17 protein-coding genes are annotated in these 21248 nt (G+C 37.4%); 4 read left to right on the forward strand and 13 right to left on the reverse strand.

All coding sequences use genetic code 11. From position 1 onward, the window contains the following. Positions 1–65: 65 nt before the first annotated feature. Complete coding sequence (locus HWV02_RS23030; RefSeq protein WP_370629406.1) at positions 66–317, reverse strand: pentapeptide repeat-containing protein; 252 nt, start codon at positions 315–317, stop codon at positions 66–68. Positions 318–706: 389 nt separating this feature from the next. Between HWV02_RS23030 and HWV02_RS23035 the strand changes: the two genes are divergently transcribed. Continuing rightward, complete coding sequence (locus HWV02_RS23035; RefSeq protein WP_211688238.1) at positions 707–1150, forward strand: hypothetical protein; 444 nt, start codon at positions 707–709, stop codon at positions 1148–1150. An 83-nt stretch (positions 1151–1233) separates the two neighbouring features. On the opposite strand, the gene HWV02_RS13720 is transcribed toward HWV02_RS23035, so the two are convergent. From HWV02_RS13720 to HWV02_RS13735, 4 genes are all read right to left on the reverse strand, one after another. Next, entirely contained in the window at positions 1234–3120 is a 1887-nt protein-coding gene (locus HWV02_RS13720; protein ID WP_211688240.1) for a putative glycoside hydrolase, read from the reverse strand. Positions 3121–3462: 342 nt separating this feature from the next. Then, positions 3463–3783, reverse strand: a complete 321-nt coding sequence (locus HWV02_RS13725) for a YdbL family protein (protein ID WP_211676352.1) — start codon at positions 3781–3783, stop codon at positions 3463–3465. 16 nt (positions 3784–3799) lie between these two features. After that, positions 3800–3982 carry a YnbE family lipoprotein gene (locus HWV02_RS13730; protein WP_017219822.1) on the reverse strand — a complete coding sequence of 61 codons (183 nt, stop codon included), beginning with the start codon at positions 3980–3982 and terminating at the stop codon, positions 3800–3802. A 12-nt stretch (positions 3983–3994) separates the two neighbouring features. After that, positions 3995–6466, reverse strand: coding sequence for a YdbH domain-containing protein (locus HWV02_RS13735; RefSeq protein WP_255550338.1), 2472 nt, complete (start codon positions 6464–6466; stop codon positions 3995–3997). Positions 6467–6767: 301 nt separating this feature from the next. Between HWV02_RS13735 and HWV02_RS13740 the strand changes: the two genes are divergently transcribed. Next, complete coding sequence (locus tag HWV02_RS13740) at positions 6768–7019, forward strand: hypothetical protein (protein ID WP_211688244.1); 252 nt, start codon at positions 6768–6770, stop codon at positions 7017–7019. 15 nt (positions 7020–7034) lie between these two features. Here HWV02_RS13740 and HWV02_RS13745 read toward each other — a convergent pair whose 3' ends face one another. Then, positions 7035–7478 carry a YgjP-like metallopeptidase domain-containing protein gene (locus HWV02_RS13745; protein ID WP_370629432.1) on the reverse strand — a complete coding sequence of 148 codons (444 nt, stop codon included), beginning with the start codon at positions 7476–7478 and terminating at the stop codon, positions 7035–7037. 253 nt (positions 7479–7731) lie between these two features. Then, positions 7732–9519, reverse strand: a complete 1788-nt coding sequence (locus HWV02_RS13750) for a hypothetical protein (protein WP_211688247.1) — start codon at positions 9517–9519, stop codon at positions 7732–7734. Positions 9520–9848: 329 nt separating this feature from the next. On the opposite strand from HWV02_RS13750, the gene HWV02_RS13755 reads away from it, so the two are divergent. Continuing rightward, positions 9849–10193, forward strand: a complete 345-nt coding sequence (locus HWV02_RS13755) for a YajD family HNH nuclease (protein WP_045110065.1) — start codon at positions 9849–9851, stop codon at positions 10191–10193. 77 nt (positions 10194–10270) lie between these two features. Here HWV02_RS13755 and HWV02_RS13760 read toward each other — a convergent pair whose 3' ends face one another. Beyond that, complete coding sequence (locus HWV02_RS13760; RefSeq protein WP_211688249.1) at positions 10271–11512, reverse strand: hypothetical protein; 1242 nt, start codon at positions 11510–11512, stop codon at positions 10271–10273. Between the two features lie 163 nt (positions 11513–11675). On the opposite strand from HWV02_RS13760, the gene HWV02_RS13765 reads away from it, so the two are divergent. Further along, positions 11676–12527, forward strand: coding sequence for a DUF547 domain-containing protein (locus HWV02_RS13765; RefSeq protein ID WP_255550339.1), 852 nt, complete (start codon positions 11676–11678; stop codon positions 12525–12527). Positions 12528–12558: 31 nt separating this feature from the next. Here HWV02_RS13765 and HWV02_RS13770 read toward each other — a convergent pair whose 3' ends face one another. The 5 genes from HWV02_RS13770 to HWV02_RS13790 all read right to left on the reverse strand — a co-directional run bounded on the left by HWV02_RS13770 (position 12559) and on the right by HWV02_RS13790 (position 21245). After that, positions 12559–13854: a thrombospondin type 3 repeat-containing protein gene (locus HWV02_RS13770; protein ID WP_211688250.1), complete on the reverse strand. Its 1296-nt coding sequence runs from the start codon at positions 13852–13854 to the stop codon at positions 12559–12561. Between the two features lie 487 nt (positions 13855–14341). Continuing rightward, a complete protein-coding gene (locus tag HWV02_RS13775; protein WP_211676357.1) occupies positions 14342–14866 on the reverse strand; it encodes a prepilin-type N-terminal cleavage/methylation domain-containing protein in 525 nt (174 codons plus the stop codon). Between the two features lie 68 nt (positions 14867–14934). Next, positions 14935–16209, reverse strand: coding sequence for an HD-GYP domain-containing protein (locus HWV02_RS13780; RefSeq protein WP_211688251.1), 1275 nt, complete (start codon positions 16207–16209; stop codon positions 14935–14937). Between the two features lie 198 nt (positions 16210–16407). Next, entirely contained in the window at positions 16408–17166 is a 759-nt protein-coding gene (gene hisA / locus HWV02_RS13785; protein WP_211676359.1) for a phosphoribosylformimino-5-aminoimidazole carboxamide ribotide isomerase, read from the reverse strand. Positions 17167–17726: 560 nt separating this feature from the next. Then, entirely contained in the window at positions 17727–21245 is a 3519-nt protein-coding gene (locus HWV02_RS13790) for a methylmalonyl-CoA mutase family protein (protein ID WP_211688253.1), read from the reverse strand. Positions 21246–21248 lie beyond the last annotated feature (3 nt).

The following is a 21248-nucleotide window of genomic DNA, read 5'->3' on the forward strand; positions in this document are numbered from 1 at the left end:
AAGATGGATAATCCAAATGAAACCAATTAAATCACTAATGGCCACAACATTATTGTCGGTACTTCTCACAGCATGTGGCGGCGGGGGCGGTGATTCAAGTACAACTGGCACTGGTACAACTGGCACTGGTACAACTGGCACTGGTACAACTGGCACTGGTACAACTGGTACAACTGGTACAACTGGTACTGGTACAACTGGCACTGGTACAACTGGCACTGGTACAACTGGCACTGGCACAACTGGCACTGGCACAACTGGCACTGGTACAACTGGCACTGGTACAACTGGCACTGGCACAAAAGGTACTGGCACAAAAGGTACTGGCACTAAAGGTACTGGCACTAAAGGTACTGGCACTAAAGGTACTGGCACTAAAGGTACTGGCACTAAAGGTACTGGCACAATTCCGATTAAAGAAATACAGTTCAAACTAAATAGAACACTTTTAGGACCATATGGACCGAGTCGTAATGCTCTTTTACCCCCACTTGCCAACGTTATAGGTCAGAATAACCCAGACGCTAAGCGCTTAAAAGAAAACGTCCGAAAAGTCCTCAATGTTGTAGATAATGCTGCTGAGACAATTATTGAAATTTATACAGTACATCTATATAACCATCCAGGAACTGATCTAGTAGCTCTAACATTTAAAGATAAAGTTAAAAATATAAAGGGGCTATACTCAGTTAATGACATTAACTCTATGTCAACCGAACTGATGCTTATTACTAAAAGTTTAAGTGAAATTCATCCTAAACTCGGTAAGGTAAGTACAACTATAAACTATGAAGGACTTGGTAGTCGCTATACTTGGAGTGTTATCGCGGACAAGTATTATATTGACGGCAAAGATATAGGTAAAGTTAACATTAAGTTAGACAGAACGTCTAACGATCTGTTCGAAATTAAAGTTAGATCTGTTGATGGAAGTGGCCAATTTGATAACAAATACGAATATACGTTCAGCAACAATAAAGAAAAAATGGTAGCTAGTTATAATAACAATGACTATGAAAATTCATTTTATACTAAGCATGACTATAATAGTCAGGTAGTAGAAGTTGGTCGGTTAACGAAGTCCAGTACAACCGACATCGTTTACAAAGCTTCATACGATGTGAGTAACAACACCCTTATTCGTAATTAATGTAACCAATCGTTAAATAAAAGCGCTATATTCAGTAGCGCTTTTATTAACTTAAATTAAAATCATGATTAACCGTAAACTTATTATTTCCAAGTTAAACGCGCTATCTTTTTCTCCACATCAACCCAGACATCAACAAACTCAAATTCCCTTTCATAAACAAAACCAGTCTGCTTAGGCCCTGTTAACGGTTGACCAAGAGGACGATTAAGTTGTGGAATATAATCACTATTCCAAATAGCTTGGACTTTTACATCTGCACTCACTCCTAGCTGATAACTAAAGAATGAATTTTCACCTGCAGCAATTAAAAATACGGCTAGCGGGAAATCTACATGCTTTGCTAAATATGCTTTTTTCTCTGCTAAACTATTCGGGATAGGCTCGTCTGTAACAGGCGAACTCTGAAGCATAATAACTTTTCCTTTTGATGATGCTTCTCTCATTAATTGGATACTGAGTGAGATGGCATCTGCACTGTTCATTTTTGGTGATGTACCTTTCATTGGTATCGTCCACCTTTCCAAGTATGAACCATCCTGGTATTTCATGTGGCTACGGCTACCATTGTTCGTTTCAGCTCTTAATGTATTACCAATAAATAACTTATCACCTGGTAAGTTTTTTGCAACATCATCAACCAGTAATGCGAAATCAGTATTAGGCTTGCCATCAATAAATAAAGGATTGTTCAAATCTTCTTTTGGTGTTTTAGCTATTGCATCAATAAATAAGCCATCAATTTGAGGTTGACTCACAGTATCTAATACACTTTGTGCCCACCATGTTCTCATCTCTGGAGATGAAAAGTCATGCCAATAGTAACGATCTTTAAGCATAAAAATTGATTCTACGTTATCATCATCAGTTACTTTTGTACTCCAATCCCATTTATTATCTTCGAATACCTGATCAAAACTATACCCGGTATAATGAACCCTCGCATTAAAATAAAATAGCGTTGTTAAATTTTGATTAATCTGCTTCAATCGCGTCGCCGCATCTAATATGCCGGCATCAACAGTCTTTAATCCTTGCTTATTACTTTTTTCAAGCATGACAATGTCGTAATTACTAATAGATAAAATCTCTTCATTAGTAAATGACGTTGCTTTTCTTACTGCTAACCAGCGTGGTATATGATCCCAAGAAAATGATGGATAATGAGTCGATTCACGATCTTGCTCAGGATATGCTTTACTGAATGTAGAGCCAGATGGATATGAAGAATAATCAGATAAATTAGAGTCGGTCATATCTTCATTTCGAGCACTAATTGTTAATTTAAAATTTATATTATGAATTGAAAAATCTTTTTTAATTGATGAGCTTCCCGCGCCAGTGATTGTTGCTAATTTAGAATCAAGTTTAATCGTTTTTCGTGGTTTTCTAAACTCACCACTGACTAAATTACTCCCTGTTCCAATTATATATTTATGTTCATAACCTGCATCAGGTTCAATCAACTTAGCCTTTATGAATCTATTATCATTTACATAATAATCATTTAAAGATAATTTAGTGTTTATAATAGAAAATTGTAGTGATTCTTGGTTTTTAATAGCATGGTTACCCACACTCCAATTATTATTAATATCATTAACTATTGAGTGTTCTCCTAGTTCTACAAAAGAATCACGATCCGTCTCAGTGTAAGCTACTGTGGAATCCATAAATGCTTGGACTTTGACCGTAAGATCTAGGGTGTCATTGATATCATCATAATTAAAATCATAGCCATCATATTCAATATGGTAAAACCATTCATTATTTACGACTTCTTTCGTGCACGTTAACGCAGTATCAGAAAGATCAATTCGATTGTTATCTATGTTAAATACTAAATCACCATTTTTTTGTTCATGCGTACATGCTTTTGGTTTGAAACGTTCAAAATAAATATCCGTACTCGAATATACGATGTTAGGAAAACTAATAAAAACTAACAATAGATATATTTTTTTTCTCATAAATTCAATTTCACTTAATACCATTTAAAGTGCTTTAATTATTAAAGATATATCCTGACCTATATACGAATTAATCGTACCAATGTGATACAAACATTATAATAGATATGATTCTCCATATGTACGTATAAAACGCATCCTATATGCACAATTATAATCACCAATAAAATAGTATTTATTTTCAAATGGCTACATCTAATTGAGTACATTAAGTTAAGAGGGGCTGAGCATGGCAAAGGATTGAGGATAGGAAATATAAACAAAAAGCCCCACTGTCATGTTATCAAAACATCACAATGAGGCTTATTATTTTATACCGGCTTAGTATATTTTAAACGTGTATTACTTCTTCTTCCACTGTCCTGGAGAAGATTCAATAAACTGACCTTTTTCTGTCAACGACATCGCTTTTTTCGCTGCTCGTACAGAAATGGCCTGAACCGACACATTATGCTTGGTTGCTAACTCTTGATATTTAGCTTTTCGCTTATCATTTACCGTTTTAACTAATGCATTCACTTCACTGCTTGGTTTCACAGCGCCAAGGTAACCATTCGTTTGCTCACCAACCAATCCTGCTTTCTTTGCGTCTTGTAAATCAATCGCCTGTACCGAAAATGACATAACGACTAAAATAATCAAGGTTGAAAAAATTCTTTTCATTGTAATCTCCATTTGACTAGAATAACTCATCATCGCTAAACACATCATCTAGCTCTTTATCTACTTTCACTTTAATCTCGTGATCAATTTTTACATTTAAATTAATCACAATTGGCTTATCGGGAACGGCAAGTTGTACTGTTGGCGTACAACCAGCAATAAGTACAAGTAAACTTGCACTAAATAACAGTGCTTTCATATTATATCCTTATCAGTTATTCATTTTATCAAGCGCATCATACATCGCATCATTAATCCTTAAACTACGAAATAGCTGCAATATATTTTCTTCGTGAGAATAATTAAATTCAATTGGGCGTTCAACGCTAGGGTTCCGCCCTTTGATATTAATCGTTAATTTAGTCTCTCCGCTCGGCTTAAAATTCACATCACTGTGTAAACTATCATAATGCAGATTTTCTAACAGCTCTAAAGCATAACGCAACTGCGGTTGTGTTAACTTTAACTGATCTATCGTGGCGTTATCCTTTATTTGGATCACCCCACCAGCACCTTGCTGCTCTATCGTGCCATCTATTATTGATACTGCGCTACCTTTTGCTACAAAAGGCAAATCCGCTTTTAATAACCCTGTCACTTTAACACCAGGAACTTGATATAATTCAAGTACCTCAGATAAAGATAGATTGCGAACACGCACTTGACCTACAATATGATCAAAATCGGTAATTAACAATGGTGACAATGACACTGTACCAGAAAACGCATTTGCTGAGGCGTTATCAATCGCCACTTGTAACTGTTCATTAGCAAATGTCACCAAGCCAGTAAAATTAACATTAGTCGCGACAGGCCCCATATCAACAGATGAAATGTTGCTGTTAATAAGACAATTGGTATTTAAAGATGCCACTAAATCAGGTTTGTCCGCCTCAATTTTACAACGCCAATTCGCATTAATATCGGTGGCCGTTATGTCATTATAAGTACTGCTATTGGCGGTTACTTCGCCCGATATTCCTGCTGTCAAATAACCCTGTTGTTCCTCTAACATCAGCTGATAATCAAGCCTATTTTCCACCAACCCAGGTAGATATAACCCCACGGGTAAAGGATATTTATCAGTCACCAAAGAAGGGATTGCTTGCTGAGGGTATTGCCAATGCCCTGCAACTTTGTACGGCGTTAAATTTAATAGCGTAACGGTATTTGTACTTTTCATTACCACATCATCTAATTGCCAATCTGAGCTCACGCTCAAAGCTTGGGAATTAAAATGTCCTCGATGCTGCGCCGAAAATCTATCTACCTTATATTCATTCTGATACTGGTTATTGAATGATGCAGTCGATAAAGCAAAATCGAACGGTAATACGCTATTGTTACTAATATTCACCGTCATAGCGTCAAGTAAAGAAACCTTAATATTCTCACTCGATATATCTGAGTATTTAAATTTATGTGCGGTTAATGTTGCACTATTAACGATGAGCTTAGTGCTTATCGATGTATCCGTGGGCTTAACTTCGATGTGACCTTTCGATATCACTTGGAACGGCACATTCAACTCACTGAAATAACGGCTGTTTGTTATAACGGCTAACGACCAATTACTCAGCCAAAATTGTGGCGTTAAGATCAACTCATCCATCTTTACTGCCAAATTATTGTTAGACATGCTATCAAACATGATAACTGTCATCGCAGCTTGCTTAGCCTGTACTTTCCAACGAGTAATATCGCGTTCTTGTATCCCTACCTGTAAAGATAAGGGTAATTCTGGCGTGATCACTATAGGTAGGAGTGTTGGTGATACGTTGTTGCTAAACGGCTGACAAACACTTTTTTCCACACTCAATAATGCAGTAAACGACGCGCACGTTTTTGCTGTCAGCGTGATAGGAGCAATGTCAGTGATGTTCAAATGAACGAGTTCAGGCAACCACCCTTTATCATCCAGTACCAACTCCGTATCGACAACAAGGTCAGCATTATCTATAAGCTTTTGCTTGTCATCACTCACGGCACCATCAACCAATGAGAACCTTAAGGAAATACGTTCCATCTGCTGTAAGTCGACGTTTACATCAAGCGTTGCAATACCATCAAATTCGGTATTAAACGCTGGTAAAATAGGGTTAACGCTTGCACTAAGTTTGCTTAAGTCCGTGCTCAGTTGCACTTTAAGTAAGTTCTGGTTATCTGTATTCTTGGTATCTTGTAATACGTAGTTAAGCTTAGCGAGTAATAAGCGCTGATCTTGCAGCCACACTGAAAAGCCAAATTCAGCATTACTATCGGCATATCTGAAACCCACCTCTTTAAAAACAACCACGTTAAGGTCAAGCTGTTCCCAATTAAAATTCGATAAAGATAGACTTTGTGCTTTTGATACTTCAGTTAAAGGAGGTAGATTAGTGCCCTGCACGGTTACATTTTTAATATGAAGATCGGGTATCCAATCCGGTAACGCGGGTAATATAGGGGCGACAGTCACTACTTGATTCTCAATTTCATCGCTACTCCCACCCTGTATTGATTGCTCAAATTGCAAATAATCGACATCTAGCTTAACTTGCTCAAGCATAATTTTATCGATAAAAAAGGGCTGTTGCATATCAAATTTAATCGCTAATCCATGTAACCGTGCAACTTTAATACCGTAGGGAATTGAGAAATGATTGCTAACCTTCATGATAATGCGTTCGCGGTATGTAAACATGAGCGCGACACTTAATAGGACGAGAATAAGTAGACTTATAACCCAAAGTTTGACGTGATTTTTGGTTTCTTTTGTTTTATGCGACGCCGACATTGAGGAAATAGCCTTTATTAATCTAATCACCTATCCTGAACGACAAGCATAACGAAATCAAGTATTACACGCTCATTGACAACACTAAAAGTGAGACATTAAGTACAATGTTTAGAATATACATATGTATATTTATTGATTTGTCGATGAAGCCGAAGCGTGTAAACTGTCGTAACTTTAATACTAGTTTCATATACGAAAAATTTACATGGCAAAACCGAATAAGAAAGGCCCAACTCAAACAGTTGAAATATCATGCAGTAAGTGTAAAACCCTACTGTTTAAATACCGTAAAGGCGGTAAAGGCAGTCTCGTTAAATGCTTTAAAGAGCGGATCGTGACTGACTATTGTGAAACACCTTGCACTTGTCCTAAGTGTGGGCAAGTCTTTGCAAGAGATACCTTAATTCGAGGTACACCCGCTTATAAAATGGTGGGAGGTAAAGTGACAATGAAGTAAACGAAACCAATTTAACTAATATATCTTACCTCTACATTCGAGCTGTGTTAAATACAAACGCATTTCAAACTCTAACTGATGGTAATCTGGCAGCATATGTTCGCATAACTTATAGAAAGCCTTGTCGTGGTCCTTAAATCTGACATGACTCAGTTCATGCACCACAATCATTTGTAAAAATGGTTCAGGACAACTCTTAAAGATTTCACTGATTCTAATTTCATTTTTACTCTTTAATTTATTTCCCTGAACTCTTGATACAAAGGTATGTAAACCAAGGGCATTGTTGACCACATGAATTTTAGGGTCGAAGATAATTTTGCTAATTGGTGAGGATTTTTTTAGGTGGCTATTCTTAAGTTCCATAACGTATTCACGCAGTTGCTTATCGTTACTAACCTTATGTTTCTCAGGGTATTTCTTAAGTAAGAATTGACCTAACTTATCTTGCTCTATCATCATTTTAACCTGGTTTTGAACTTCAGATGAGTACGATGTAAGGTATTTAAGTTTTATAGATTGAGAATTAGACATTGGTATAGGTAGATACTGTTAACAATAAGATGTAACGATTTTACCTTATTTCTTTTTGATCTAATAGTGATGAAATTTTATGTGGCCAAGTAATGTTCCCCCCATCACGCGTATTTAGAGACTGAAATTGGAAAACCTACTCACGTAATTGTGAGTAGGTTGCTTTATTTAGTTTGATCTATTCTTTTACATTACTAAAATCTGTAAAACGGCTTGTGTAGCCTACTTCTGCCGGTGGTATCTCACTCTGATGATCCATAGTAAAAATACTAGCTTTTTTCGTTGAAGAGTCAATTGCATTGATTGTTAAGTCATTATTCAGTGTAAAAATAACATCACTAGTGAAAATATTAGGTTCTTGCCAAATCCACACTTGAGTATTTGGCGCAAAGTCATTATCACAATCAGAACTTAATCTTAAACGATCATCTGCAGAGTCTAAGCATTGGTCAATATTAGCGACACTTCTGTATCTTTTTTCTTGATCATAAACGAAGGATTGCGACTTAGATCCATCAATACACTCTTTAAACTCTAATGTTCTATCGTCCATAGCGGTCAAACATTGTGCCACTTCTTGGCTTAAGTAAGTAGATTTGATCGTTACTGCACTAGCACCTAAAAAAACAGGGCTATCCCAATCGACAGTGAAAGTAAATTCATTAACGTAAAGCAATCTTTCCAAATCACTACCTTTTACACAAGAGCTACAATCACCCGAGGTCCATAGTCCAGATCCCGCTGCATAAAGGCGGCCAATAATCATTCGATTGTGACCAAACAAAGCAATACTATCTACAGTCGTTTTGACTCTAATATCTGAAGAACCATCAACTCCATCTTTTGCCGCTATCTTGGCCACAAAATCAGGCCGTAAGCCAGCAACGGCCAGTGAATTGTGTTTTTTTACTCTACTTAAATCCCAAGGACCTTCCCTTTTGTCAGCATAATCCCAACAATGGCCATCAGCAGTACCCAAATTGCAAAAATTTTTCTCTAATGACCCATACTTGTTGTTTACATATTTGACATTGTAGCCATTTTTATTTGTTTTTGTGTTTAGACGAAATTCCTTTCTGTTTGTAACAGTATATTTTGATATATTCGTAAACTCTACATCTTTGATTGGAAGTTTAGCACTCGTAGGGAAACCTACTTTAAAGCCTGTGCTGGTCTCTTTATCGATTTGTCTATCAGTCTGATACCCCATTCTAGGGGACAGATCATTCAAGTAAACAAGTCCAGTCGTTATCTTTTCTTTATCATCGACAATTACATCAACATCAACGCCATCAACATACTCCTCGTATACAAAATTTGTGGTAGAGCCGTCATTCCAATAATAATTTAAATTAGACCATTTATCCGCTAGTCCAATATCCACACCAGCCCCTTCCGACAATGCTATTTCTACATATTTATCTTTATCTCCAGATTTAGCATAGTATGGGGCTTTACTGAAAAGACTAATTGTGTATTTAAAATCAACGAGTCCGTTCCCCTTTTTTTCTACCTTAAAGGGTTGGTGAACAATATATTTCATTATTTGTCGATCGCTGGATTCATAATCCGACACTATACTTGAACTACGTTTGTCTAACCCCTTAATTAAATTTAGGGAAAGATAATCGAGGTCAGGTTCATCAAGGAGGAAAATTTCTCTGTTGTTGGGCTCATTAGGGTTGGTTATTAATACAAACTTACTGTCCACGCCTAATCCAAAAACACGGGCCGTAAACAACTTTCGGCTATTAGCACTTAAATCATTCAGGCTTAAAGCATAATAACTACAATTACTCGGAATATTTACTTCTGTACCGTATAAATGGCACTCTTTTTGAAAATATGACGTTGATGATTGAATATAATCAGAGACAGGATCTGTTTGTTCAATATTTGATGCGTAGCATATAGAGCTTGCTGCAAAAAACAAACTTATACTAGCAAAATGGTTTATCTTACTCATGGCATTTCCTTTTATTTAAAAGTGTTGATAAATCAGCGTTTTAAACATAGATAGCAAAGGTAATAAAGATAGTATATTGAAGTTTTATTTTAAATTTGTGACCAGGGTATAGGATATACAAAATAACCACTTTTAATTTGTGGTTTATGCTAAGTAACGATATTGTGTCTTACTTAACCCAAATCGTATTATTTATATAAATGTTAATCGATCCTTTTTTCAATTTCAGAAATTCAAGAGGATAAAGCCCAGAGCAGACAAAAATAAGCTATTGATCAGTGTTAGATATACTTTTACAATAACCTTTTTATTATTATGGATGAACAACTATGTCATCAGATACTTTAGGTACCAGCGTAACGTATAAGCGCATGGAACAAGGTTATCGCGAAAAAGCACTTAAGTTATTCCCTTGGATATGCGGCCGCTGTACCCGCGAATTTGTTTATTCTAACTTAAGAGAGTTAACTGTTCACCACATGGACCATGATCACAGTAACAACCCAAATGACGGGAGTAACTGGGAATTGCTTTGCCTATATTGCCATGACAATGAGCATTCTAAATATACCGAACATGATCAGTACGCGACTGAAGTTGAAGCGGGTGATAATAATCAGGAATCAGCAACTTATAATCCGTTTGCTGATTTAAAATCAATGTTTAAAAAATAACATCTGATTGCGGTACCTAAAAAGCCGTGACAGTATCCGATTAAATGGCACACTGTTACGGCTTTATTATTTTACTGCTAGAATGCTTGGTTAACCATAAACCATAATTGTTTATCTGATTCACTTTGTGCGTAATCAATACGTACAACCACACCTTCAGCGTTAAATCGTAATCCTAAACCAGCAGTCCATTTCAAGTCTTTGTTTAATTCCACTAAATCAAAAGTATCTGAAACTTGGCCAGCTTCAACGAATGCAGACCATTGCCACCAAGGAAAATTATAAAATGGTAAATTATGTAACGGTTGCCAATGTGGCTTCACTCGATATTCGGCACTATACATAACGGCACTACGGTTATGAAACTGTCCAGGTAAATAACCACGTAGCCGGTTAAAACCACCAAGTTTGATACCAGCAAAAGAGGGGGGACGATGTTTTTGATTCGCTTCCGAACCACTATTCCATGTTGGTGTGTCTGCAAGATAATAATTAAATGCCAATACTTGTTCTTTAAACAAAGTGTTTCCATCAAAAGGGACATAAGCGCTTTGATCTAATTGCCATGTAGTCCAACTATCACGGTCATCATCACCAAAGTCACGTCGTACAGTAAATCGAGTTTGGCTACCCGACGTCGTATCACCAATGCTATCGCGATTATCCCAATCAAATTGTAACTCTAACCCTTGTGAAATGTCAGGCAAATAATCATAACCTACTACATCTCGCGTTTGTTTAAACGGCGTTATATTAATGCTTGTAACACCAAATTCCAGCGGGTTAGCCCCTGTTTCACTACGTTGTCGGACAAGGCTACGCGCGGCACCGTTAACCCCTCTCCCCCATGGTAATACGTATCTTGCATTCACACGGAGAGATGATTCGACACCTTCAGCGATTATTTCATCAGTCAACAAGGTATCTTCAGGCGCCTTTGCCGTAGGCAGAAAATATATCCCCGATTTAAAGTCACCACGGTAATATTCTGTTGAAAACAGCCATTGTTTTACACTGGGTAATGTATAATTATTAAATGAGATAAAGCTGATATTACTGTTATTATCACTGTATAAACCAAGACCAAATATTGATGCTTGTGGCTGCCCTGCATGTTTGATTACCCCAGAGACACCAAGCGCAGTACCCAATCTTTCAGTTGAGATAATTAAAGGAACTACCGCGACTTTAGTATCAAACGCAGGCCTTTCCATGCCATTATTTTCAGTCATTATATCGACAACATCTTCTGCACTCACCTTGCTTGTCACGAGTAATGCCGAAGACAATAACGAGGAAAAAATACTCTTATAAACCACTAACACTCCAAACAATAATAAATATGCATTAATAAAATGTGAAGTGCGGAAGATAGCCAAAAATCGCCCATGTGTATACGGCGAACACAGTAAAAAAACGTAAAACAATGTCATTAAATGACTAAATAATAAAGTAAATATAAATACAAAGGCAGGTATCAATATGACCCACAATTTAACATTATTAATGCCAAAAACACGTATAGTTATTGGGCTACTAATCATACTATTTAGTGGCTTCTACTCTATTAATGTTATGGCTACAACGACGGTCTACTGGAATAAAAGTAATGAAATCACATCGCAGGATATCGACCACAGTCAATGGCAATATATTTTAAATCGCTATTTAATCGTGGATAAAGATAAGAATGCGATTAACTTGTTTAATTACAAAAACGTGACCAATGCAGACAAAGTAATTCTCAACCAATATCTCGTTCAACTGCAAAATATCAACCCCTTGCAACACACTAAAGCACAGCAACAAGCCTACTGGATAAACTTATATAATGCACAGACAGTACAACTGATTCTGGAGAATTATCCGGTTAAATCCATTACAAAATTAGGAGGTCGTTTCTTTTCATTCGGCCCTTGGGATGATGATGCGGTGACAGTCAATGGTCAAACGCTCAGCTTAAATGATATAGAACATGAAATACTACGCCCTATTTGGCAAGATCCACGTATCCATTATGCCGTAAACTGTGCCAGTTATGGTTGCCCAAATTTATCTACCACTGCATTCACGGCAAGTAATACCGAACAACTATTAAGTGCAGGTGCCTATGCTTATATCAATCATCCAAGAGGTGTTTCAATTCAAGGCAACGATTTAGAAGTTTCAAGTATTTACAAATGGTATTCGGAAGATTTCGGGGATAATCAGCAGGCTCTGATTGAGCATTTTAAACGCTATGCAAGACCTGTATTAAAACAAGCGTTGATATTATTTCAACAAGATCCAGGGAGTATCAATTTTAAATATGATTGGCGTCTAAATCAGCCATGATGACTAATTTAGACGTACAAAGAGACGTTGTTTATTTAATCCACTCTAATATGTCTTTATTTTGATTATAATGCGCTTTAACTCCTGTATCCCATGAATCATTTCTAAATTTAAGTTCATCATCATTTTTATTAAATTCAACACGTCCTTTAGGAGCTAAATTACGACCCAAGCTAGTAACGGAATAAGAAGCCGTCTGTGGCGAATTCCTCATTTCAACAGTTAAATATGATAAACTATGCCACATTGTCCAACTAAACGATACACTACCGTCTTTATTGCCATCAACCCGAATGAGACTATCCTTACTGACAATACCCTCTTTATACGAAAACGCTTCTAATTTATCATTATCAGTCTCTAATATTTTTTTCTTAAAATATTCCGAGCTGAGTTCTTTATAACCACGAATTATAACCGTAAAATCTCCATCCTTATACTTATCGATAGAAAACTTATAAGTCATACCTGCATCGTTATAATCAAACGTTCTATCTAACTGAGAATCCCAGATTTCCACTGCATTCTCCAACGAGCTACTCGGCTCTGAACTCAATTTTTTTGCAATAACAGTAATTATCTTTGTCACTGTGTTATCGTAGGCTTCATTTGCAAATCGAGCTATATTTTCTACATTTTCAGTGTCTGTATTACCATTATCGTTAAGATTAACGATATCGCTAAATCCAGCATCAAATTTAGGTTTGTATGAATGCGCGTCATTTTCCACTTTGAATCTCGTTGAGTCATGAGGAAATGCGTCATTAGTATCAATTGTGCCATCGCCATCAGAATCAAGCAAACATGTTACTTTAATATCCGATATATCTTCTACGATAACGCCCTTAACAGTAGTAGAAGAACAAACAGAATAGTTCGCCTTCAGCGTCATTGTAAAGTCTACATCTTTAGCAAGTTTGAACTCGAACGTATCATCACTATAATATAGTTTGGTATTCCCGTTTATAGAAATGGAAAGTTGCCCTGTCATTCCTGTAATACGCCCACTTATCTGAAAGAATGATCTATTAGGGTTATAGGGAAATGCATCTGCATTATCACCTACACTATCACCATCACTGTCTTTAGTTTCATCTTTGTTATTAGGAAATGCATCGGCATTATCACCTACGCCATCACCATCACTGTCTTTAGTTTCATCTTTGTTATTCGGAAATGCATCAAGGCTATCAATAACACCATCACCATCTGTATCCGTCGTATTACTCCCTGTAGTAGTAGTCGTAGAACCACCGCCGCCACCACCACAAGCAGTTAGGAAAACAGATAATAAAACAGCCATAGCTGTCGATTGTACTAATGTCATTGACATCCTCTCTATAATTGTAAATACGCCAGACATGTTGATTAGCGTTTAAGGGGAGGTATTGTAATTGAAATTACCGGGCATTATGTAAGCGTTTGTAAATAACCGCAAGCACGATTGATTAATGTCATTTAGTGTTATTGTTTTATAATGCATTTCATCCCATTCAAAGTAAGTGATTTTATTCTATATATCACGCCACACTTGGTAGAATCCACTAATTCATTATACAGGAAACTATACAATTATGGTATTCAGAAGATTTCGGGGATAATCAGCAGGCTCTGATTGAACATCAGAGCGATATGCTAAACCTGAATTAAAACAAGCGTTGATATTATTTCAACAAGATCCAGGGAGTATCGAATTTAGATGTACAGAGAGATAAGCGGTTTATATGAATGTGCATCATTTTCTACCCTAGATCTCGTCCGGTCAAAATACATCAAGGCTGTCAATAACACCGTCACCATCTGTATCCGTAATATTACGGTACATTAACACTCACATCGCCAGTATTAGAATCATAACGAATGTATAGCTCAGTATTTTTACTCCACTTATATAAGCAAATTCCGTCCTGTTGATATTCAACAACATATGGTTCACTCGTTGCTAACTCATCAATTCTATCACTACCAGTATTTAAAATTGCATTCCACAAAGAGACACAATCAGCTACATTACCAGTCTTTAATACTGTATCTGAGCCAGAAAAGCTCTGCGCAGGCCACCCAGCAGTATTAAGATCAATTTGACCATCCAAACCCGCCCCATACAATCGTAAATCATTTCGAGCATCAAAATCAGCTGGAGAGCCTATAATTAGCCACTTACTGTGCGCAAGGTTTACTGCACTTTTTAAAGCGCCACCTGTTCCTTCAACAACGGCGATATCAGCATCGTCAGCTAAATTCAAAAATCGGGGCACAGCGGTAGCAGATAATATCCCGAGAATCATAATAATAATGACTAATTCGATAAGAGTAAAACCACGTTGTTGCGTATTCAAGTCTGGACACCTTTTGGATTAAGCGGGCTACAATTATAGTGTAAATGCTTTAATTATAAACCTATTAATTAATTATTATTTTTCGCACTTTCAAAATAATAATTAATGCGACTTCTCGGGTTTAAGTATTCATAAATATGTTCAGGCAATTTATCCGGTTTAATGACACCTGTAATTGACAGTTCACGCTCTTCAAGATCAATGATCGGGGATTCAGCTCGAGGTACTTCAGCGTCATAAATAAGGATGTTAGGATACAATAATCTATCTGAATTCACTGACAGTACCAGTCCTATCTGGTCATTTGATAATCGTACAACACTACCCGGAGGGTAAATTCCCAACACCTTCACTAACAGTTTTAAATCACTTTGATTATACTTATTCGCGCTATTTTTATACAGCCAAGATAAGGCATTCGACGGTACTCTTGCTTTGGTTATATCGTTCGGATGACAAAGTGTGTCATATTTATTCACAACACTAACAAGCTGAGTGAATGGGTCTATATCAGAGCCTTTCAACCCTTTAGGGTAACCGCTACCATCTAATAGCTCATGATGCTGTGCGATAATAGACTTAGCGGCTTCAGGGAATGTATCCACTAAATTAACAAGATCTAGCCCATATTTAGGATGTAACCTTAAAAAATTTTGCTCTGCGTTGGTGAGTTCTGTCTTTTTACGCAGGATTTGCGGGGGTATTTTCAACTTACCCATATCATGAAAAAGCGCGCCCATTCCGATAGTTTTAATGGCATTAGCATCTAACTTTTTCATTTTAGCAACAAGCATTGCGAGCACTGATACATTTAATGAATGGTAATAAATATTTTCATTTTCTTTAGTTTCACTCATCAAATGTAAGACGATATGTTCTTCTTTTAGCAGAGACTCAACCATATCTCCGATGAGTTGTTCTGCTTCATCAATCGCATTAAGAGGGCGACTCGATAGTTTACTCATAACAGAACGCACTTGAATCATTGCTGATTGAAAGTTTTTTTCTGTTTTAGTTATTTTGCGGCGATGAGTTTTTAATTCTTCGATTTTTTTCTGTTTGCGTTCCCACAACTCACGTTTAGCCAGTTCTAGATCTACATCAAGTATATCTGAAGATTCTTGTTGTTTAGCATTCGAAGTTTGTGGAGGCAATAAGCCATTATCGCTGCGTTGTGGATAAACAGTAACGTGCGCAATACCAAGCTTACGAATGAGCTGCAGTTTTTCTTGAGTATCGATTTTAAAATTATTGAACATAAAGGGATGATCGCACCAACCTAAAGGTAACTTAACGTAATTACCCACTTGAATACGATCTACAGAAACTTTAATACCACTCATAATAAACCACAAAACAAAACTGAAATGGCAGTTTAGTAGAATAAATAGGGATTTAAAAGGTGTTTATACTATACATATGGAAAATCATATTGAACATTGATTTTCATCACACTATCAATTCTTGATAAGGATTAAACAGCATTATATCGCAGATTTTATCGGCATAAACCGTCATAAAACCTGCCATATTAATAAATATTAATGATTTTTATTCCAATCAATACACTGCTGTAATGTAATACCAGAACCACCAAATATGTCTAACGCACTGCCAATCGTTAAATCAACTTTACCCTTTGATAATTGCTCGACTAAAGCAAGATCATCAATACTGCGAGCACCACCAGCATAAGTCACCGGTATTCTTGTATGCTGCCCGAGTAAAGTAACAAGCTCTTGATCTATGCCATTCTGCAATCCTTCAACATCAGCAGCATGAATCAGAAATTCGGCACAATGCTCAGAAAGTTGCGCTAATGTGTCTGCATTAATGACTGTGCTCGTGATTGTTTGCCAACGGTTCGTTGCAATATTCCAACCTTGAGCTGTTTTTCTACAACTCAAATCTAAAATTAAATGCTCTTTTCCGATTAACTCTTTTAACTGCGCTAGCTTTTCCCAGCTAAACTCATCACCATCAAACAGATATGATGTGACAATGACATGAGACGCACCAACCGCTATATACTGAGCTGCATTAGATAAATTAACACCACCACCGAATTGTAATCCTTGAGGCCATGCTTCTAATGCTTTTAGCACTTCGATTTCATTATTTGGGCCTAATGCAATCACATGGCCACCGCGTAAATCATGTTGACGATAAATATCGGCATAATACGCCGCGTCATATTGACTGATAAAATTAGTCGCAGCACCTTGATCATTCAAGCTGCCACCAACAATTTGTTTTACTTTACCTTGGTGTAAATCAATACAAGGACGAAACTGAGTCAAAACAACACTCCTCTGTTTAAAGACTAAACGATCAATTCCTGATCGTAACTCGCATTTTAGCTCACCAGTATAACCAGAATTACAGCAGAATGCGGTGTTTTAAAATATTGATAATAAAAAACAGGTAAGAGATAAGAATATAATGGGTAGGCGTCGGATGCCAGAAACTAAAACGCCATCTATAAATAGATGGCGTTCAATTCTGAATTCCTAGGAAATTAGTAACCTAAGTGTCTTGGGTAAGTGAATTTTGAGTTATATAAATCACCAAAAACAGGGGTTGTAGGTACTGAATTTTTCATAAGTGTCACCTTCTAAATCATTAATCAAAAATCGAACCAAATGGTTCAGTTGATCTCGGTTCCTTGGAGGCGGTTTAACGGACTCATCCTTTGAGCATTTTTATATCTTCTCGAGAAGATGTGACCAATGTAACATAAAAAAACGGCAATGCAAGCTTTCATTTGAAACTCGTCACATAATCAAACAAACAATATTGCTTTCCATATTATGATTTAAGCCTATATAATGGCGATTAATGTGTGAGTTTTATCGATTCTCTACATATTTCGACGGTATTTACCACCAACTAAATATAGAATATCAGCCAGTTGCGACAAACTAGCCGTAGGTGCTGCATCCATTAATGCTCCAAAGCTATTACTTCTTGATAATAGCGCGACTTTCATCGACATCAGTGCGCATTCACTGCGTTCTTTATGCTGTTTATGAAATTGTGATATAGCCTCAATTTGCTGTTTTTTCTTTACGTCAGGACAACGCACTAGCTGTTTTTCACTCATCTTCACTGTGTCAGTTCCATCACTGTGCCCATGGCTTCTAGACATGCAATTAACCCCAACCATATCAAATTTTTCTGTACTTTTTAATGTCTCATAATACATACTTTGCTGTTGGATTTGAGCGCGTTGATAGCCCGTTTCGATCGCCCCCAACACACCACCTCGTCGTGCTAAGCGATTGAATTCAGAATATACAGCTTCTTCGACAAGATCGGTTAACAGCTCAATGACATAGCTGCCTTGCAGTGGGTTTTGATTTTTATTTAACCCAAACTCACGATTAATAATGGATTGAATCGATAACGCACGATAAACAGAGTTTTCAGTCGGGGTTGTGATAGTTTCGTCATAAGCATTCGTGTGTAAACTATTACAATTATCACAAAGTGCATAAATGGCTTGTAAACTGGTGCGAATATCATTTAAATCTATCTCTTTCGATTGTAAACTGCGCCCCGATGTTTGAATGTGATATTTCAATTTCTGACTGCGATCATTACCATTATAAACGGATTTTAATGTGCGAGCCCATATTCGGCGAGCAACCCGCCCTATCACTGCATATTCAGGATCCATACCATTACTAAAAAAGAAGCTGAGCCTTGGTGCCACATCGTTGATCTTCAATCCTTGCGCTAAATAATATTCGATCAAAGTAAACCCATTGGCCAATGTAAAGGCTAATTGGGTTATCGGATTCGCTCCCGCTTCACCAATATGGTAACCACTAACCGAGACGGGATAAAATTTAACGATAGCATTCGCACTAAAATAGCCCTGCATATCAGCCATTAATTGCAGCGCAAAATCCAATGAGAAAATACATTCATTCTGAGCAATTTCTTCTTTTAAAATATCGGCTTGTAATGTCCCCCTGACTTTATTGTAAGTGGCTTGTTTAAGCCTTATGTATTCATCCTCCAATCCAAGTAATTCGACCATCAATACTTCTCCTGAAATACCTAATAGTGCGAGCCCTAAACCATTATGACCTTCAGGTAATACGTCACGGTAAATAGGTCTTTGTTTAGCTGTAATACCGCAAGATGAAAAATAAGCTTTAATCTGTTTATGGGCTTTTGACCATAGGTTCGCTTGTGTTAAATACAACTCGACTTGCTGATCAATGGCGGTATGTAAAAACCAAGCCATCAATATCGGCGCGGGGCCATTAATTGTCATCGATACCGAGGTTGCGGTATCGCATAAATCAATACCTGAATACAATACTTTCATATCATCAAGCGTTGCAATAGACACCCCTGACATACCAATACAGGCGCATATATCTGGGCTTATTGCAGGATCATGTCCATACAAAGTATTAGGATCAAATGCCGTAGATAACCGAATCGACTTTTGGCCTTTAATTAAATAATGAAAACGTTTGTTGGTATCTTCGGGTAAACCTTCTCCCGCAAACATCCTCGTCGGGTCTTCATCATTGTGTCGTGTTGGAAATACACCCGCGGTATAAGGAAAGTGACCAGGGATATTCTCATTAAGCAGAAATGCCGTAATGTTATCCCAGTGATTTTCGTTTGGTCTGGCTACATGTGGGATCACGGTACCACTTAAGCTAACAAAATGGTCTTTATGCTCACCAAAGGTTTGATGGGAACCAATTGTATCAACCCCATCTTCGATACGTTTTAACGCTAATTCTTCATCGTCTCTAAACCAAGCTAATAATGCATGCCTAAGTGGCACTGTTATCTGCGCAAGTAGTTTGTTATAACGTAACCGTAACGGTGGTAATAACACCTTCAAAGATGCATCTGTCACCAAGAAACTATCCGCATCGATGTCACTCTCTAAATCAGCTTGCGCATAACGGCCTAACTTAGGTGGTAAACAAGGATCACCCAGATCACTCAACATTTGATAGCAACTATGCAGTTGACGTACTTGTTCTATTTTCTGCTGATTTTGATCTGTGACTTGTACATAATGGTTATAAATAGCGGTGAGATAATCAGGGGTTTGCAACTGTAATTGACTTTCTGTTAACGTCCAATCATAACGAGGATATTTTTTCAGTATTTGTTGGTAATACGACTTTAAACCGGCCTCTGGTGTAAAACGCAGCTTCGTCATCAAAAATGCCATAAAACGGCTAAAACCATGATCGTTATAATGGCTGGCAACAACAGGAAAAATAGGTAATTCGCCATTTGTAGCCTGCGCTTGCTGCTGGTTAAAACGCCATTGCTGTTGAATAGCATTGTACGCATCTTCACTTCCTTGCTGATCTGCTTTATTTAGCACAACAACATCGGCAAATTGTAACATCTCAATTTTTTCTAATTGACTGCTGGCGCCATAATCTTTGGTCATTAAGTAAAGACTGAAATCCACCATATTAACAATCGCACTGTCACTTTGACCAATACCCGCAGTTTCAATTAACACGAGGTCAAAACCTTGATTGATTAACATTGGCACACAAGTTTGCAATGACTGGCTCACCGATACATTCGCTTGTCGTGTGGCAATAGAACGCATGAACAAACGGTCATGTGGCAAGGTATTAATGCGAATACGATCGCCTAACAAGGCACCTCCGGTTTTTTGCCCACTGGGATCTACGGCTAAATACGCAATGTTGATATCAGGATAGAGCTGCAATAACGCACGTAATAATTCATCACTAAAGGTACTTTTCCCCGCACCGCCTGTCCCTGTGATCCCCACCACCAGCGATTTTTTAGCGGACGTGACAGAAGCCGCTGTAACGCGACTTGGACTTTTAATCTTGCCCTGCTCTATAGCCGTGATTAATTGCCCCAAATACATATCAGTTGCAAGTTCAGCATCTAATTTTTTTACATTAAATTTTGCTTGTTTTTTGGGTTTAACCGCGACTAAGCGTTGTAATAAATCGCTGATCATCTCCTCTAAACAAAGTACATCCGCACTGGTGTAAACACGCGAAACACCTTGTTCTTCTAATGCCTTTGCTTCATCAGCGGTAATAGTCGCACCGCCGCCAATAAATACAGCGGGCTTAGCCCCAACGTCAGCAAGACTCGATAGTAAGTAGCTAAAATAAGCATTATGCCCGCCCTGATAAGAGCTCATCGCAATTGCATCAACATCTTCTTGTAATGCTGCGGTGACAACATCATGAACCGAACGGTTAATACCTAAATGTATGACTTCAACTCCCCGAGCCTGCAGTAACCGCCGCACAATATTAATCGAAGCATCGTGGCCGTCAAATAAACAAGTCGCAGTTAAAATTCGTAAGGGATATTTGGTTGAAGTCGTTTTCATTAC

The organism is Moritella sp. 28, assembly GCF_018219435.1.
In the GTDB taxonomy this organism is placed as follows: domain Bacteria; phylum Pseudomonadota; class Gammaproteobacteria; order Enterobacterales; family Moritellaceae; genus Moritella.